This window comes from Sphingobium sp. HDIP04 (assembly GCF_000445085.1).
In the GTDB taxonomy this organism is placed as follows: Bacteria; Pseudomonadota; Alphaproteobacteria; order Sphingomonadales; family Sphingomonadaceae; genus Sphingobium; species Sphingobium indicum.
The window spans coordinates 23,784-39,706 of record NZ_ATDO01000100.1 but is presented as its reverse complement, the minus strand read 5'-3'; the positions used below and the strand labels follow the sequence as shown (position 1 = coordinate 39,706).

The 15,923-nt window shown below is 65.9% G+C and carries 14 protein-coding genes; 3 read left to right on the top strand and 11 right to left on the bottom strand.

Going from position 1 to position 15,923, the window contains the following annotated elements; translation table 11 throughout:
• Positions 1-23: 23 nt before the first annotated feature.
• Genes L286_RS38280 through L286_RS38260 form a run of 5 tightly spaced genes read right to left on the bottom strand, consistent with a single transcriptional unit; the run spans position 24 to position 4,045 of the window.
• A complete protein-coding gene (locus tag L286_RS38280; RefSeq protein ID WP_020819674.1) occupies positions 24-848 on the bottom strand; it encodes an urea amidolyase associated protein UAAP1 in 825 nt (274 codons plus the stop codon).
• Positions 845-1,318 (bottom strand): CopG family ribbon-helix-helix protein, encoded by a 474-nt coding sequence (locus L286_RS38275; protein WP_013053723.1) that lies wholly within the window; start codon positions 1,316-1,318, stop codon positions 845-847. The genes L286_RS38280 and L286_RS38275 overlap by 4 nt, the downstream gene beginning before the upstream one ends.
• Positions 1,311-2,114 carry an ABC transporter ATP-binding protein gene (locus L286_RS38270; protein WP_013053722.1) on the bottom strand — a complete coding sequence of 268 codons (804 nt, stop codon included), beginning with the start codon at positions 2,112-2,114 and terminating at the stop codon, positions 1,311-1,313. The genes L286_RS38275 and L286_RS38270 overlap by 8 nt, the downstream gene beginning before the upstream one ends.
• Positions 2,111-2,926 (bottom strand): ABC transporter permease, encoded by an 816-nt coding sequence (locus L286_RS38265; protein ID WP_013053721.1) that lies wholly within the window; start codon positions 2,924-2,926, stop codon positions 2,111-2,113. Before L286_RS38265 ends, L286_RS38270 begins: the two co-directional genes overlap by 4 nt.
• Positions 2,927-2,962: 36 nt before the next feature.
• Positions 2,963-4,045 carry a putative urea ABC transporter substrate-binding protein gene (locus tag L286_RS38260; RefSeq protein WP_020819671.1) on the bottom strand — a complete coding sequence of 361 codons (1,083 nt, stop codon included), beginning with the start codon at positions 4,043-4,045 and terminating at the stop codon, positions 2,963-2,965.
• 797 nt (positions 4,046-4,842) lie between these two features.
• Between L286_RS38260 and L286_RS38255 the strand changes: the two genes are divergently transcribed.
• Positions 4,843-7,266: a TonB-dependent receptor gene (locus tag L286_RS38255; protein ID WP_020819670.1), complete on the top strand. Its 2,424-nt coding sequence runs from the start codon at positions 4,843-4,845 to the stop codon at positions 7,264-7,266.
• A gap of 154 nt (positions 7,267-7,420) precedes the next feature.
• A complete protein-coding gene (locus tag L286_RS38250) occupies positions 7,421-8,359 on the top strand; it encodes an MBL fold metallo-hydrolase (RefSeq protein ID WP_020819669.1) in 939 nt (312 codons plus the stop codon).
• Between the two features lie 43 nt (positions 8,360-8,402).
• Here L286_RS38250 and L286_RS38245 read toward each other — a convergent pair whose 3' ends face one another.
• The 3 genes from L286_RS38245 to L286_RS38235 form a co-directional block, all read right to left on the bottom strand.
• Positions 8,403-9,011, bottom strand: a complete 609-nt coding sequence (locus tag L286_RS38245; protein ID WP_013053716.1) for a hypothetical protein — start codon at positions 9,009-9,011, stop codon at positions 8,403-8,405.
• A gap of 31 nt (positions 9,012-9,042) precedes the next feature.
• On the bottom strand, positions 9,043-10,038 hold the full coding sequence (locus tag L286_RS38240) for a sterol desaturase family protein (protein ID WP_020819667.1): 996 nt from the start codon (positions 10,036-10,038) through the stop codon (positions 9,043-9,045).
• A gap of 252 nt (positions 10,039-10,290) precedes the next feature.
• Entirely contained in the window at positions 10,291-10,992 is a 702-nt protein-coding gene (locus L286_RS38235; protein ID WP_020819665.1) for a TetR family transcriptional regulator, read from the bottom strand.
• 124 nt (positions 10,993-11,116) lie between these two features.
• Between L286_RS38235 and L286_RS38230 the strand changes: the two genes are divergently transcribed.
• Positions 11,117-11,962: a DUF2306 domain-containing protein gene (locus L286_RS38230; RefSeq protein WP_020819664.1), complete on the top strand. Its 846-nt coding sequence runs from the start codon at positions 11,117-11,119 to the stop codon at positions 11,960-11,962.
• Positions 11,963-11,964: 2 nt separating this feature from the next.
• Here the strand turns inward: L286_RS38230 and L286_RS38225 are convergent, their stop codons facing one another.
• From L286_RS38225 to L286_RS38215, 3 genes are read right to left on the bottom strand one after another with little or no spacing between them, the layout of a single operon-like run.
• Entirely contained in the window at positions 11,965-13,563 is a 1,599-nt protein-coding gene (locus L286_RS38225; protein WP_020819663.1) for a sensor histidine kinase, read from the bottom strand.
• Entirely contained in the window at positions 13,536-14,246 is a 711-nt protein-coding gene (locus L286_RS38220) for a response regulator transcription factor (RefSeq protein ID WP_013053711.1), read from the bottom strand. The genes L286_RS38225 and L286_RS38220 overlap by 28 nt, the downstream gene beginning before the upstream one ends.
• An 11-nt stretch (positions 14,247-14,257) precedes the next feature.
• The gene (locus L286_RS38215; RefSeq protein ID WP_020819662.1) at positions 14,258-15,829 is read right to left on the bottom strand and encodes a DUF4153 domain-containing protein; all 1,572 of its coding nucleotides are present in this window, start codon (positions 15,827-15,829) and stop codon (positions 14,258-14,260) included.
• Between the last annotated feature and the right edge of the window lie 94 nt (positions 15,830-15,923).

Genomic DNA, 15,923 nt, shown 5'->3' with positions numbered 1-15,923 from the left:
TTTTCGCTCGAAGCGAAATCGCTCTAGCGGCGGTAATAATCTTCGACATTCTGGAAGGCGCGAAGCCCCTCCGGCGTCGCATTGCGGATGGCGTCGTCCTCCGGCGTGACGGGACCGCGCCAGGCGGTGGCGCGCAGCGGCGTCACGGTCCAGCTTTCCCGCGGGTCCAGGACATGCGGACAGTTGGCGAGGACCAGGATCACGTCCATCTCTGCGCGCAGCACGACGCTGCGGCCCGGCGCGAAGGGTCCGATCAGCGGCGTGATCGCGCCGTCCGCATCGATCTTCGCGCCCTTGAACAGCGTCACGCAGGGGTGGACGTCGCGCCGCTGCAACCCGTGCTTCGCCGCGCCCAGCAGGAATCGGTCGCGCCCGTTGGGACAGGGTCCGCTATTGGCGCCATTGCCGTATCGGGCGGCGTTGGTCGCGGCGTTGGACGTTCCGCAGAAACTGTCATGCGTGCCCGCATCATCCTCCAGAAAGCTCATGAGCACCCGGCCCATGTCCGACAGCAGCAGCTTGCCCTCGCCCAGATAGGCGTTCCATTGCACCTTCACCGTGTCGGCGACGTTGAGCCGCTCGGTCGGCATCTCCGCGTTGAACAACAGGATGGAGGCGCAGGCGTCGCCCTTAAGGTCGATCAGGCGCAGGCGCGCGCCTCGCGGCAGCCGGCGCGTGGCGTAGCCGCCGGCCGCGACGGTCTCTTCCCACAGCAGATCCCCGGCAGGCACGCCGTCGGGAAGGTCGTCCGCCACCGGCGGCAACAGGGGCATGGCCTCGACCACCGTCCCCGCCATGCTGCGGGCGTGATCGCGGGCCGCCAGGGGATTGGCGAGGGATTCGGTCATGCGGCATTTCCTTTCCGGCCGCCGGCTTCCTGCTCATAGAGCGGCGGCAACAGAGCGGTGGTCGTGACGAGTTGGAGCTGGTGGACGCCCCGGACCCGGCGCAGCGCGTCGCACAGTTCCTTCAGCAGCGACGCAGGCCCCTGCACCAGCAGCACTTCGAGCGACTGGTCCCCTTCCAGGAACACATGCTGGGACGAGATCACCTCTTTCAGATAATCCGCCTGGGTCTGGGCGAGTTGATGCCGCACGCGCCCCCGGTCGCCGCGATAGACGATCGTGATGGTGCCGGCGAGCATCTCGTCCGGACGGGTGAAGGCCTCATGCTCGGCGAGCGCGTGGCGGATCAGCTCGGCAATGAGCTGGGACCGGGACGGCAGCCCGCGTTCCTCCACCATGGCGTCGAGCTGCCGGAACAGGTCGCTCGGCAGGCTCATGCTGAGCCGCGCCAGAGTCCCGGTGTCGCTACTCATGCTCCGTCCTTTCCTCTTCCTTCCGTTCGCTCTCGTCCGGAGCGTCGGCCTGTTCGCTCGCCTCCGCGTCGATGCGGTTGCGCAGCGGCAGGTCGTAGACCGCGGTCGCGCCGAACCGATGGGGCGCGTGCGGGTCATGACGGCGCTTGTCGAGCGCGAGCACCCGCGTGCCCAGCGAGAAGGCCTCCCGGATGTCGTGGGTCACCATGATGATGGTCAGCGAATAGTCGCGCCACAGCCGCGTGATCAGCGCGTGCATGTCCGCGCGGATGCCGGGGTCGAGCGCGCCGAACGGCTCGTCGAGCAGCAGGATGCGGGGACGCTTGATCAGGGCCTGGGCGATGGCGAGGCGCTGCTGCATGCCGCCCGACATCTGCGCGGGGTAGAGATGCAAGGAATCGCCCAGGCCGACGGCGGCCAGCATCTGCTCCGCATCGGCCATCGCGGCGCGGCGCGCATGGCCGAACAGGCGCGCCATGAAGGGCGCCTGGGCGCATTCGAGCCCGAAGATCGTGTTCTGCAAGGCGGAAAGGTGCGGGAATACCGAATAGCGCTGGAAAACGACGCCGCGATCGGGTCCGCATTCCGGCGTCAGCGGCATCCCGTCGAGCGATATGGTCCCGCGCGCGGGCGCTTCCTGGCCCAGGACGACGCGCAGAAGGCTGCTCTTGCCCGCGCCCGAAGGCCCTATGATCGATACGAAGGAGCCTGCCTCGATGTCGAGATTCACCCTCTCCAGGACGATCTTGTCGCCATATTCGACCCAGATGTCGCGAAGGGACAGCAGCGCGCTCAATGCCGCGCTCCATGCGCCCAGGGGTAAAGCCGCCGGCTGGCAAGCGTGAGCGCCGCGTCCATCAGGATCGCCAGGATCGCGATCCAGGCGACATAGGGGATGATCACGTCCATGGAAAGATAGCGGCGGACCAGGAATATCCGGTAGCCAAGGCCCACGTCCGACGCGATCGCCTCGGCGGAGATCAGGAACACCCAGGCGGGGCCTAGCGACAGGCGGACCGCGTGCAGCAGGCGCGGCATGGCCTGCGGCAAAGCGACGCGGATCATGATCTGCCAGGAACTCGCGCCCAGCGTCTGCGCCTTGATGACCTGCTCGCGCGGCAGGTCCGCCACATGGGCGGCGATGTCGCGCATCATGACCGGCGCGATGCCGATCACGATCAGGGCGACCTTTGCCGTTTCGCCCAGGCCCAGCGCGATGAACAATATCGGCAGCAGGGCGATCGGCGGGATGACCGCGACCGCCGTCACCAAAGGCCCGAAGGTGGCGCGCACCGGCGGCAGGACGCCCAGCACGAGCCCCATCAGCAGCGCCGACAGCGTGGCGATGCCAAGGCCAAGGCCAAGGCGCTGGAGGCTGGCAAGCGTGTCGGCCCAGAAGACGAACTGATTGGTGAGCGGGTCCGCCCGAAAGAGCAGCGCCGCCATCGCTTCGGCCATGCTGCCGGGAAGCGGCAGGATCTTGTCCAGCGGGTTGGCGGCATGGCGCTGCGCCGCGACGATCAGGTAGAGCAGCACCAGCAGCAGGATCGGCAGCGATCCCCAGCCTATCCGCTGCCTCCGGCGCACATGTCGGTTCACCCAACGCATGGTCACATCACTTTCGACAGGATCGAACGAAGGCGATCAGAGCTTCCCGTCCGCCGCCAGCTTCATGAAGCTGTCGTCGAACCGCAGCGTCACCCGCTGGGGATCGCCCAGCGTCTTGCCGCCGGGAAAGGCTATGCCCACCGCATCGGCCGACGAGGCGCCCTTGAACAGGCCCTTGGAGAAGCTGAAGTCGCGAACCTGGGTCATGGTCTTCACCAGCGCCGGGTCCACGGTCGCGGCGACGGCCGCCTTGGGGTCGGCGTAGAGATGCGTGGTCGACAACTGGCCGTCGAAACTTTCGGGCGTGGCGCCCGACAGCTTCGCCATGGCCGCCCGCGCCGCCTTGCCCCGGGCATCCTGGCGCTGCATCAGCGCCACCGTTTCATACCAGATGCCGGCGAGCGCCTTGCCGAGATCGGGATTGGCCCGGAGCGTCGCGGTGTCGACCGCCAGCAGGTCCAGGATTTCGCCGGGAATCTGGGCGGAACTGAACAGTTGCTTCACGCCCGGCTGCGCCTTCATCACCGAAAGCTGCGGATTCCAGGCGACCGCCGCGGTGGCGCCGGGACTGCCGAAGGCGCCCACTATGTCCGCGTCGGACGTGTTCACCGTCCTGACGTCGGTGGGCTTCAGGCCCGCAATCTCCAGTCCCCGGGCCAGCAGATAGTGCGATACGGAAAGTTCGACCAGATAGACCTGTCGTCCCTTGATCGCGGCAAGTCGATCCGCCCCCTTCAGCAAGATGCCGTCATTGCCGTTCGAATAGTCGCCGACGATGATCGCGCTCGTATCCTTTCCGCCGGCGGCCGGAATGGTGAGCGCATCCATGTTCGTGACGGTCACGCCGTCGAACTTGCCGGCCGTATATTGATTGATCGATTCGACATAGTCGTTGACCTGGACGACATTGATCTTGATGCCGTATTTATCGGCCCATTTCTTCACGATCCCGGCCTGCTGCGCATAGGGCCAGGGCATCCATCCGGCGTAGATCGACCAGCCGATGCTGAACTCCTTGCGGTGCGCGGCGGCGGGATCGGGCGCCTTCGAACAGGATGCGAGCATGAGCGCCCCGGCAATCGCCGCGACCCTGCCTGCCTTGCCAATCAGCCTGATCATGATTCGATCCCCTTTCGCGATGCAGCATCGCTGCGCTGCATCGGCTTGTCCATAGAAAAATATTACGAGCTTTAAAATGAGTAATAACCAAGGCCTGCGCGGCGCGGCAGCCGAAGCGGGCCGCAAATCGACCGCGCCGAAAAGGCGGGTTGAGACATGCCCGTGCGCATCCCGCTGTATTTGGCTGGTTTCGGGCCGCGCCCTGGTCCGCCGCGATCACGCCGTCGTCATGCCTGCCCGATTCGCGAATCGAAGCCTTGCGAAGGCGCGTGCCATCGACCCTTTGCGACATGTCGCGGGACGGCGGCGCCATGGCGCGCAGCGTTCAATCGACCGAAATCAGCCGCTTAATGCGATGCAGCACGTATCGCCGTTCATACTGAGCAGGTGCGGAATTATTACGCTTGACGCGTTAGGTAATATCCATACCGTATCATATGTCGTTCGCCCGAACGACGGAACGAAAGGGTCGAACTGCCGGCATGCGCCGGTTCAAAGCGAGGGTGCGTGGATCGAACGCGGTTCAGCGATGGGGCAATTCCGGGCCATGTGCAGCCCGTATCCCCCGCGCCGCAGCCATTTTCGAGATTCCGCGCCGCCCGCCAAATGTTCGGGAAAGTGATCGGCGCGCTTTCGCCAGGCCATGAACGGTCCGTCGAGAATAGCGGCGACGCAAGGGAATATGACGACGATCGGTCCTGCGGCCGACGATCCGCGTGACAAGACGCCGGCCCGGCCAGAGCGTCAATGAGGAAGGATGTCACTCAAGGCTCAACGGCAAGGGGGTCGGAGAGACTATGAAATTGCTACGCAATACGTTGCTGGGCGCGACCATGTTGATGGGCGTCGGGACCAATATGGCTTTCGCGCAAGATGCCGCGGAAAATGACGCAAGCGACGACCGCAACGAGATCGTGGTCACGGCCACCCGTCGCGCGGTCAGCATCCAGGACGTGCCGATCAACATCAGCGCCCTGGGAGCGGAGCAAATCGCCAAGCAGCGGATCGACGACGTGCGCGATCTCGCCGATTTCACGCCCGGCATGACCATTTCCGACACCGGGCCGGGTTCGACCGGAACGATCGTGCTGCGCGGCCTCAACGCGTCGGACATGGACAGCACGGGCGACTCCTATGACAGCGCCATCGGCGTATATCTGGGCGAGGTTCCCCTCTATTACGACTTCAAAATGCTCGATATTGCGCGCGTCGAAACGCTGCTGGGTCCGCAGGGCACGCTCTACGGCCTGGGCACGCTGGCCGGCGCCATCCGCAACATTCCCAACCGCCCGGACACGACGAACTTCGCCAGCGAGGCGCATGGCCGCCTCTACGCCAAGGACCATAGCGGCAAGGCCGGCTATCAGTTGGACGGCGTCATCAATATCCCGATATTCCAGGACCATGTCGCCTTCCGGTCGGCCACGGGCTATTTCTACGATCCCGGCTTCATCGATTCCCCCCTGCTGTTGCAGCAGCCCGGCGTATCGCTGCCGCAGCCCAGCGGTCCCGGCGGCGTGTCCGCCGCGGATTATGCCGCGAATCTGAAAAGGCAGGACGACGTCAACTTCGAAAAGACCTTCACCACGCGCAACCAGTTGCTGGTGCGGTTCAGCGAGGATCTGCAGGCCAATTTCACCTACGCCTATCAGCAGACAAAGACCGACGGCGGCCAGTATAACAGCAACGGCGTTCTGGGGACGGGCAGATATGAAAATGGCGCCCGCTACCTGGAACCCGTGAAGCGGCGCGCGCATCTTGGCAGCATGGAAATCAACGCGAACCTGGCCGACATCGCCGATCTGGTCGCGACGACTGCCTATACCGACGTCAAGAACGAGACGCAGAGCGACAATACCGACCTGCTGCTCGACCTGGACTATGGCTATGAGACGTTTCCGGCCTTTTCCAGTTGGAACGAGTCCGTCGACCGCCGCAAGCAGTTCAACCAGGAAGTCCGCTTCGTTTCGCGTCATGGCGGCCCGTTCAGTTGGGTTCTGGGCGGATTCTTCAACCGGCAGAAGCTGCATCGCGACTATATCGAGCATGTGCCGAACCATCCCTGGGTGGAATTCGGAACCCAGCCCAATCCGGACGAGGTCGAATATGCGTCCTATGTGAAGTCGAAAGTGACGGAGAAGGCGATCTTCGGCGAGGGCACCTTCAGGGTGACGCCGAACTGGCAGCTTACGGCGGGCGCCCGTTATTTCGGATATACGTCCAAGGTCGCGGGCGCGCTCGTGGTGCCGTTGATCGGCGATCCGGTCAGCCCCTATGACCTGCCGTCGGCCGGGGGCACGGCGAAGAAAAGCGGCTGGGTGTGGAAGTTCAACAGCTCCTATAATTTCACGCCCGACATCATGCTCTACGCCACTTACAGCAAGGGCTATCGCATCGGCGGCCCGAACAGCGTCGCCCCCTGCCCCAATCCCCTGCCGAACGATCCGGACGGCGACAATATCAACAATACCCAGTTGCCCTGCGGCCTGCCGAACGAAGTCCAATATGGCCCGGATACCACCAAGAATGCGGAGATCGGCATCCGCACCCAATGGTTCGACCGCAAGCTGACGTTCAATTTCAACGTCTTCCAGATCAAATGGGACGGCATCCAGCTTGCTTCGGCCACGCTGAACGGGATCGTCGGCATCACCGTGAACGGCGGCAAGGGGGAGTCCGAAGGCTTTGAAACGTCATTCCAGGTGAGGCCGGTCGACGGTTTGTCGATCCAGGGCACCTATTCCTACACCGATGCGAAATTGACCCAGGATGTGCCGGAAAACATACCCGTCAACGATCCGGCGGGCAGCTATCCCAGCGTGCCGATCAAGCTGGACGCGCTGTCGGGCGACCGCCTGCCCGGTTCGGCGAAGAACAGCGGCAGCCTGGGCGCGACCTATACCATGCCGTTCAAGGACGGCAGCATCGTTGCCGACTGGACGGCGACCTATCGCGGAAATGTCGTGACGCGGCTCGGCTGGGATCGCGCCTTCGGCGACAAGCTGCCCAGCTATGTGCTGCATCGCGCCTCGCTGACCTATGAGACCGACCGATACAGTGTCGGCCTTTTCGCCAACAATATCTTCGACAAATATGCGGTGTCCTCGGTCGCCAACGACCGATCCCGCGTTGGATTGAACGACGGGGTGCTGCTGCGTTACTATAAGCGGACAGTCATCAATCCGCGAACCTTCGGCATCGAAGCGCGGTTCAAATATTGAACCTGGAGAAAGATCGGGACGCATTCCGGAAAGGATTGCGTCCCGTTTCAGGAATAGGAACCCGATTACCGACCTTGGTCGGACAGCATTGGGGCATGCGCGACCTGGACATGACGAAGATGATCCGGACGACGCAGCGGCAGGGAGGCGGGACATGATGGCGCGCGGCACTGCGGTCCTTCGATCGGCCAGCCTGGCCGGAATCCTGCTGGCGATCATGCTTCTTCCCGGCCAGCCGCCCGTTTCGGCCAAGGAGGCAGCGCGGTCGAAGCTGTTTGCGGAAGGATGGATCGACGGAACCCTGCCGCAGGAGCCGGAAGTCCAGGTGCAGGCGCTGGACCGGGACAGTTTCGTCATCCGCCAGTCGGTGAAGACCAATTTCGAGGCGCCGTTCCTCTATCTGCTCCTGGGCCGCGAAAAGGCGCTGCTGGTCGACACCGGCGCGGAGGGCGGGCGCATCAGGCCCGTCGTGGACCGGCTGCTGGCGCAATGGTCCGCCGCGCATGGACGCGCCGCCATTCCGCTCGTCGTGGCGCACAGCCATAGCCATGGCGATCATGTCGCGGGCGACAAGGCCTTTCGCGACCGGCCGGACACGACGGTCATGGGGCTTGAACCGCAGGACGTGGCCCGCTTCTTCGGCATCGCGCGCTGGCCCGACGCCCTGGCCTCCTTCGACCTTGGCGGCCGCGTCCTCACCATCATCCCCGCGCCGGGCCATCAGGCCGCGGCGATCATGATCTACGATCCGAAGCTGAAGATCCTGCTGTCAGGCGACACGCTCTATCCCGGCCGCCTCTATGTGCCGGTGAATTTCCTGGCCGACAATCGCGCCAGCGTCGACCGGGTGGCGGCTTTCGCGGCCCGGCATCCGATCCGGGCCGTCCTGGGCGCGCATATCGAAATGACGCGGGCGCCCGGCCGGGATTATCCGCACGAAGCCCCGGCGCATCCGGACGAGCATCTGCTGGAATTGCCGGCTGCGAGCATCGCCGGGTTGCGGACCGGCCTCAAAGCCGCTCTCGACGTGCCCGGTCGGCCGCAGGTGCATGACGACTTCATCATCTATCCCGTCGCCCCGCGTCCCAATTGAGATTGGCGCCCAATTGAGATTGCGATCGCCCGAACCGAAGGCTCTATGCGCCCAGCAATCTCTTCCTGAACAGCGACCGGACCAGCTTGCCTTCCAGCACGCGCCCGATGCCGTAGAGGGCGGCGAAGATCGCGGCGAAGACATAGGCCGCCTTGGGAGAGGGCTTCTTGTCATCCTCCCCGGACTTGCCGGCCTTGTCCTTCTTCGGCTTTTCGGGCGCGGGGGCGCCCAGGAACTTGTCGATCGGATGTTGCGGCAGGCTCGCATCCTTCTTCTCGGGCTTTTTCTCCGCCGCATGGGCCGTCGCCTTTTCGATCTTCCCGACGGCGATCGTCAGTTGCGCGAAGCCAAGGAAAAGCAGCGGCGCCAGAAAGCAGAACAGCAAGGCCCGGCTGCTGAGGCGATAGTGCAGCACGAGCCCGGCCGCGCCTTTCCTGACCTGGAGGACGCCGCTGTCGAAAATCGACATCTTGTCCTGGGCCGCCTGGCCTTTCTTCCGGAAGGTCAGCGTGTCGTCCATCCTGTCATGGCTGGTGCCCGGCTCATGGAACAGGGGGTCGAGCCTGCCGAAGGCGTCGTCGCCCGATTGACCGGGCGCAAGCGGCAGGCTGCCCCGGATGTGCCAGATCCAGTCGATGAAGCGGCGGTTCACGGGGTTTCCCTTCAAAGGCGCCAAGCCCGGATCATTCGGCCGGTTGGGCGATCGGCCCGTCGGCGCGCGCCCTGCCGAAGCGTTCCTTCATGGTCCTCCAACCCTCCGTGAAGGGATAGGTCATCGTTTCGGCGATCGACATCTTGCGCCCGCCCTCCATGCCCAGCAGTTCCGCCTCCCCGTCCACGCAGGTGCCGAAGATGCGGTCGATGACGATCCATGTGCTCGCATAATTGCTGCGGGTGGCTTCATAATCCTGCGAATGGTGCATGCTGTGATGTTCCGTCGTGTTGAACAGGAAGCGCCACCAGCGCGGAGAGTTGAAGCGGACATTGATGTGCTGATAGGTTCCGACCGCCAGACCCAATGTGCCGGCGAGCAGGGCGGCGCGGGGCAGGAAGTCGAAGAAGCCGCCAATGCCGATGCCGATCAGGAACAGTTCGACGGGATTGCCCACCGCGCCCTTGTTGACGTTCAACTGGGTGATGTAGTGGTGCGGCGCATGGGTCAGCCACAGCGGATACCAGTTGTGCATTCCGCGATGCATCCAATATTGGCCGAAATCGAAGATGAACGAGATCAGGAACGCCTGCAACAGCAGGGGCAGGCCGGTGAACCAGGCCAGCTTGTCCCAGTCGAAACCATGCTGCACGGCTTCGATCACGGCATCGCTGCCGATATATCGTTCCACCAGGTCGAGCAGCGTATAGCCCAGTCCGACGTAGAAAAGGTCGCTGGCCAGCTCCTTCCAGGTCAGGCGCCAGCTTTCATGGCGCGGGTTGACCCACTCCAGCGCCAGCAGCAGCATCTTGAAGCCGATGCCGATGCCGATGGCGGTCGACGCCTTCGCGATGGAATTGGGGGCATAATACCAGAAGGCGATCAGCGCGAACAACATGGTTGGCTGGAACCAGGTGAAGACGAACCGCTTGACCGGCCCGCCCTGCACCCTGGGTATGTTTTCCCACCCCACGGTGACGGGCGCCTGGGCGCCTATGATCCTTTTGCCGACGCGAACTCCGTCCATACCGCCCTCACATAGCTGCCCGGCCGTTGCGGGCCCGTACGGCGCGCCCAAGGACGAGGACGGTGTCCAGACCCATGCGCATGACGTCCATGCACGTTCGCGAAAGCACCCCCATCACGCCAGAGGGCATTCCGCTATATATCCCATAGACCAGGTCTATGCCCCTCGCCCGGCACGGGACGGCCCGCGATACGCGGCCGCGCCTGGCCGACCGCGCCCAGCAGATGGCCCATCCGGTCGATTTTCCCCGGTTCAGCGATCCCCTGCCGCCTGGGTCGCGGACGGCGGCCGGACCAGCGCATCGATCTGTTCATTCAGCGCCGCAATGGCGTAATCGATGCGATCGCTCTTGCTGATCGCGCGCTCGATCACGGCCCGCCCTTCGCCGAAGCCCGCCAGGCTGGCGATCATCAGCGCCGCGCGCACGCCGGCTTCGGTGGGGGTCAGGCGCCCGCCCGCCGCGCGTTCCACAAGCACCGCCGCGAATTCGATGCCCGGCCCCCAGAGCCTGTCATAGAGCAGGTCGAAGGCAGGGCCGCGATTGGCCATTTCGCGCTGGATGAACAGGTTGCGGTTCACCGCGTCGCTGGACGCGAGAAGGAAGCCGGCCAGCGCCGCCATCAACCCCTTCAGCCTTTCTCCGATGACCGCCGGAGGGAGGCCCGCATCCAGCGCCGCCTGCGCCTCCACGGCCGCCAGGTTCAACGCCTGGGAATATTGGCCGGCGATATGTTGGGCGCAGGCCAGGTAAAGCCCCTCCTTGCTGCCGAAATAATAAGTGAGCGCGGGCAGGTTCACTCCGGCCCGCGTGGCGATCTGCCGCGTCGTCACCCGTTCGAAGCCGTCCGGGCCGAAGCAGTCGAGCGCCGCTTCCAACAGACGCGCGCGCGTCTGCTCGCCCTTGGCATAGCCCCCTTCCGATGGACGAAGCGGCGGCTGGGTGGAAGGCTTCATGATCGCTCCGGCATAATTATTATCGCTTGATATAAATATATCACATGATACATATCTTCTCCGGTCCGGTCCATGGCGACATTGGCGACGCGCCGGACATGATAGCGGACAGCCGGAGATTCAAATGGAAATGATCGCGCCGGAGGCAGCCCTGATAGGAAGCGCGAAGCCGGGCGCGCTGCTGCGCCGCAGTTCGCTGGCGCTGGTCGCCACCGCGTGGGCCAGCGGCATGGTGTTCGGCGCCTATATCCTGCTGTTCTTCGGCGGATCGGCGCTTGGCGGGCTGGCCGATCGGTGGAACGGGGCGCTTCGCGGGCTTCACGACCCGGCCCTTCCCCTGGCGGTGATCGCCATCGGCCTTCATTTCGCGGCCGGGGGCATATTGCTGCTGCTGGGACCGATCCAACTGATCGGTCCGGTGCGGCGCGCGGTTCCCCGCCTCCACCGCTGGCTCGGCCGCCTCTATGTCGGCGCGGCCGCGCTGGCGGGCGTCGGCGGGCTGGGCTTCATCATCGTCAAGGGGACGATCGGCGGGCCGCTGATGGACGTCGGCTTCGGCATTTACGGCGCGCTGATGATCCTGTGCGCCGAACGGGCGTTCACCCTGGGCCGGCAGCGCCGGTTCGACGCCCATCGCGCATGGGCCATCCGCCTTTTCGCGCTGACCGTGGGATCGTGGCTCTACCGCATGGAATATGCGCTCTGGTATCTTGCCATGGGCGATCTGGGGACGAACCATTTTCGCGGCTGGTTCGACGCCATCATGATGTTCTTCTTCTATGTCCCCAATCTGCTGATCGCGGAATTCTTCATCCGGGCGAGGGACGGGGGCACGCATGGGAAAGGGGAAATTCCCGCCGCGCTCGCGCTGATCGCGGCCTCTCTCTTCATCGCGGTCGCGACCTGGTTCTTCACCGTCTCGATCTGGGGTCCGGGCATGGCGAAGGGGATGGAGGGACTGGCGGCCTGACTTCAGGGCGCGGTTCCGACCACCAGCCTGAAATGAGCGCCCCGGTCGGAGGGGAGCAGGCGAAGCTCGCCATGATAGGCGTCCAGCAGCGAACGGGCTATGGCAAGGCCGAGGCCCGTGCCGCCCTCCTCCCGCTTGCTGGTGAAGAACAGGTCGAAGACGCGGCCCCGGTCCCCCGGCGGGATGCCGGGGCCGTCATCGGCAAGGTCGATCCATGCCGCGCCCTGATGCAGCGCCACGCCGATGTCCAGCCGCGACGCGCCCGCCTGCCGCGCATTTTCCGCCAGCGTGGTCAGCACGGCTTCCAGCGCCCCCGCGTCCACCGTCAAATCAGGCATATGCCGCGGCAGATGGAGGTCGATGGCGAAGCCGTCCGCGCTCAGCGCATCCGCCACCGACACCAGCACCGGCGCGGCGTCGGTCCGCGCATCGCTTTCGCCCACCAGCACGTCGGCGCGGGCCAGCTCCATCAGCCGCCGCACAAGGCGCGACAGTCGCTGGGCATCGGCCGCCATGTTGGCGAGGAAGCGTTGCCGGTCGGCCGGCGCCATGTCGGCCCCATGATCCTGCAACAATTCTATCGCGCCGGAAATCCCGGCCAGCGGCGTCTTGAATTCATGACTGACGGAGGAGGCGAAGTCGCGCAGATAGCGGGACCGCTTCCCGATGCTCTCGGCCATCTGCTCGAAATCGCGGTAGAGCGCCTGGATCTCCACCACCTGCAAGGACGGGTGGCGCGGCGCTACCCGGCGGCCCAGCGCCAATTCCCGCGTGGCGCGGCTCAGGCTTTCGATGGGGCGGACGATGGCGCGGGACAATATGGCCGACAGCAGCACCAGCATCAGGAAGATCGCCACCACGCCTAGCGCGATCTTCCCCCGGTCCTCATACAGGCCCAGGAACAGCGCGCGCGGCGAACGCGACACCAGCAGCGCGCCGATCACCCGGCCGTCGACGCTGATCGGCCGCGCATGGTGCAGGCGGATGCCCGCCGCCCGGCTCAGCCATTCCAGCGGATAATGGGCGGTCACGCCCTCATTTTCCCGCAGCACCGTCACCGCCCTGCCCGCCAGCGCCGCCCGGGTCTCCGGCAGCGCGGCCAGGCTGCGCCCCCCTTCCCGGCCGTTCAGCACCACCCCGCGCCGGTCGAGCATCAGGATGGAGGACAGGGTCGTGACCTTCGTCTCGGCGAAGGCGGGCATCATCCGCCGGGCGATTTCCACGGCGGCGCCATCCGGCCGCTCCCGCGTCGGAACTGCGCGGGGGCGCGGCGGCAATATGGGGGAGGAACGCAGGTCCACCTCCGTCATCCGGTCATGATAGCGCATCGGCGCGGCGGACGGGACGGGACGGTCGGCCATGCCCCTGCCCACCACCGCCGCGCCCGCCGCCAGCGCCGCGCCCTGCGCCACCAGTTCCGCCTCGGTCCGCCGCACCAGCGCATTTTCATAGACCCGCAGGAAGATCGCCCCGAAGCCCGGCAGCGCCGCCACGAACAGCAGGGTGCAGAGCAGGATCGTGCGCAACCGCAGCACCGGCCAGTGCCGGGCGATCCGCGCCTTCAGCCCCGCGATCATGCAGGCGGCGCCGTCCCGCTGCATCCACCCAGCCGATAGCCGATGCCCGGCCGCGTCTCTATGATGTCGAAGCCGCCGACATCCGCGAATTTGCGGCGCAGGTTGCGGATATGGCTGTCCACCGTCCGGTCGGTCAGCGCGAAGCCCGGTCCCCGGAACCTGTCGATGATCTGGTCGCGGGAAAAGATGCGCGACGGCATGGCCAGCAGGGTGCGCAATATGGTGAATTCCGTCACCGTCAGGCTGACCTCCGCCCCGCCCCAATGCGCGGACCAGCTTTCCGTGTCCAGCGACAGGCGGCCGTGGCGGATCGCGCCGATGGCCTCCACCGCCGGGGGCCGGGCGGAGGCGCGGCGCAGGATCGCCATGGACCGCGCCACCACCTCCCGCGGGGAAAAGGGCTTCACCACATAATCGTCGCCGCCCAATTCTATGCCCAGCACCCGGTCGATCTCGTCATCGCGGGACGACAGGAAGAAGATCGGCACGTCGTCATGCGCCCGCAGCCTGCGGCACACCTCCAACCCGTCCATGCGCGGCATGTTGATGTCCAGGATGACGAGGTCGGGCGCATGCCGCTCCACCGCCGCCAGCGCCGCCTCGCCATCGGCCGCCTCGATCGTCTCCAGCCCCGCCTTGCCGAAGGCGAAGACGAGCAGTTGGCGGATATGGGGGTCGTCGTCGACGATCAGGATCGTGCTGGGCATGGGGCATAGGATCATTTCCCCCGCTCCCCTGTCAACGCGGGAAGCGTGGGCCGGGGCCGCACGGGCCTTCCCGCGCAGTCCCTCTGCCCCAATGTCAGGGCCGCGGGCGCGGCGCCGGACAGCATCGCCCGCGCTTGGTCCAGCCGCCTCTGCCCCACCCAGGTCCAGCGCCGGTCCAGTTCCGCCTCCAGCCGGTCATGCAGCCGCAGCCTCACCGCCTGCACCCGTTCCCGGAATTCGGGCTGCAGGCCGGGCCGCCGCTCCAGCGAGAGCAGGGGCAGCAGCGCCGAATCCCCCAGTCCGCCCAGATAGCAGAGGTCCAGCGCGACGCCCCGCCCGCCGACCTCCCGCGCATGGCGCACATTCCATTGCGCCGCCACCGCCCCCAGGTCGATGAAGCAGATGACGGCCAGCACCAGCCCCGCCGCCGCCAGATTGACGTTGACCAGCCACGCCGCGCTCCGCTCGCGCAGCAGCCGCCAGCAGATCGAGGCCAGCCCGAACCCGACCAGCGCCATCCAGACCAGCGCCGCGATCCGCAGCCGGGTCATCGAATAGGCATCGATATAATCCGCCGTGCGCAGCATGGAGGAGGCGACGAGAAAGATATTCTGCCCGATCCACAGCATCACCAGCCTGCGGATCGACCCCGTCCGCGCCGTTTCCGATCCGGGCCGCAGCGTCACCAGCACGAACAGCGCCGCCAGCAATGCGGTTGCGATCAGCGGATAGGCGCCCCGATGGGCATAGTCGGCCATGGTCATGCCCCGCGGCATCGGCGCCCAGCCCCAGAGCCAGGCGGCGTCCATCAGATTCTGGAGCGCGAAGATCAGGTTGAAGAGGATCAGCGACAGCGTCACCGAAGCGACCGACACGCCGGGCAGCGCCCAATCGCCCCCCCCGCTGAAACCGGGCAGAAGCACGCGCGCCAGGCGCGGCCGCAACAGGCCCCAGATCATCGCGAACAGCAGCGCCCAGAAGGCCAGCCGCCCCATCAGCTCCGGCGACAGGTCCGGCAGCAGCAGGGAGGAGAAGAAGCGCTCGATCAACGGATTGGCCGCCGAAAACAGCGTCAATATCACCGCGCTTCCCGCCACGGGCAGGGTCAGCGTGCCCAGCGCCGCATGCAGGCTCCAGCGCCCGGCGCGCCCCGCCGCGCGCAGCTTCAACAGGCGCTTCAGGTCGATCAGCGGCCCGAACGGCGCCCGCAGCCCCAGCCAGACCAGCCGCTGGAACCAGCGCCACCCATCGTCGAAGCGCGCCGTCGCCGGGATCAGCGCGGCCACGCCCGCCGCCGTCCAGAACAGCAGCCACGCCAGCAGGCTGGCGTCGTAGATCAGCGCGAGCGCGAACAGCGCCGCCGCCGACAGCGCCGCCCAGGCCCGCCGGTCGCGCCGCAGCACGGGCCGCCCGGCCAGCAGCGCCAGCAGCACGGCCAGCGCGAACAGGCCCAGATAGCCGCCATGGAGATGCCGCTGGTAGAACAGCCAGTCCCCGATCCCGACGATCAGCAAGGCGGGCGCCAGCTTCCAGCGAAAGCGCGCGAGCAAAGGCAAGGACGGCGGCACGGCAGAGGAAACCATCGATCTATCTCCCTGAATTTCAGGGTAGAATGCGGCCTTCCCAAGCAGATCGGCGGGCAGCGGCGATCAATAATCGGCGCAGTTCCAGTGCAGG

Bases quoted from the DNA above. Each gene is read 5' to 3' on its own strand.
- L286_RS38280 (WP_020819674.1), bottom strand. From the start codon at position 848: ATGACCGAATCCCTCGCCAATCCCCTGGCGGCCCGCGATCACGCCCGC.
- L286_RS38275 (WP_013053723.1), bottom strand. From the start codon at position 1,318: ATGAGTAGCGACACCGGGACTCTGGCGCGGCTCAGCATGAGCCTGCCG.
- L286_RS38265 (WP_013053721.1), bottom strand. From the start codon at position 2,926: ATGCGTTGGGTGAACCGACATGTGCGCCGGAGGCAGCGGATAGGCTGG.
- L286_RS38260 (WP_020819671.1), bottom strand. From the start codon at position 4,045: ATGATCAGGCTGATTGGCAAGGCAGGCAGGGTCGCGGCGATTGCCGGG.
- L286_RS38255 (WP_020819670.1), top strand. From the start codon at position 4,843: ATGAAATTGCTACGCAATACGTTGCTGGGCGCGACCATGTTGATGGGC.
- L286_RS38250 (WP_020819669.1), top strand. From the start codon at position 7,421: ATGATGGCGCGCGGCACTGCGGTCCTTCGATCGGCCAGCCTGGCCGGA.
- L286_RS38240 (WP_020819667.1), bottom strand. From the start codon at position 10,038: ATGGACGGAGTTCGCGTCGGCAAAAGGATCATAGGCGCCCAGGCGCCC.
- L286_RS38235 (WP_020819665.1), bottom strand. From the start codon at position 10,992: ATGAAGCCTTCCACCCAGCCGCCGCTTCGTCCATCGGAAGGGGGCTAT.
- L286_RS38230 (WP_020819664.1), top strand. From the start codon at position 11,117: ATGGAAATGATCGCGCCGGAGGCAGCCCTGATAGGAAGCGCGAAGCCG.
- L286_RS38225 (WP_020819663.1), bottom strand. From the start codon at position 13,563: ATGCAGCGGGACGGCGCCGCCTGCATGATCGCGGGGCTGAAGGCGCGG.
- L286_RS38220 (WP_013053711.1), bottom strand. From the start codon at position 14,246: ATGCCCAGCACGATCCTGATCGTCGACGACGACCCCCATATCCGCCAA.
- L286_RS38215 (WP_020819662.1), bottom strand. From the start codon at position 15,829: ATGGTTTCCTCTGCCGTGCCGCCGTCCTTGCCTTTGCTCGCGCGCTTT.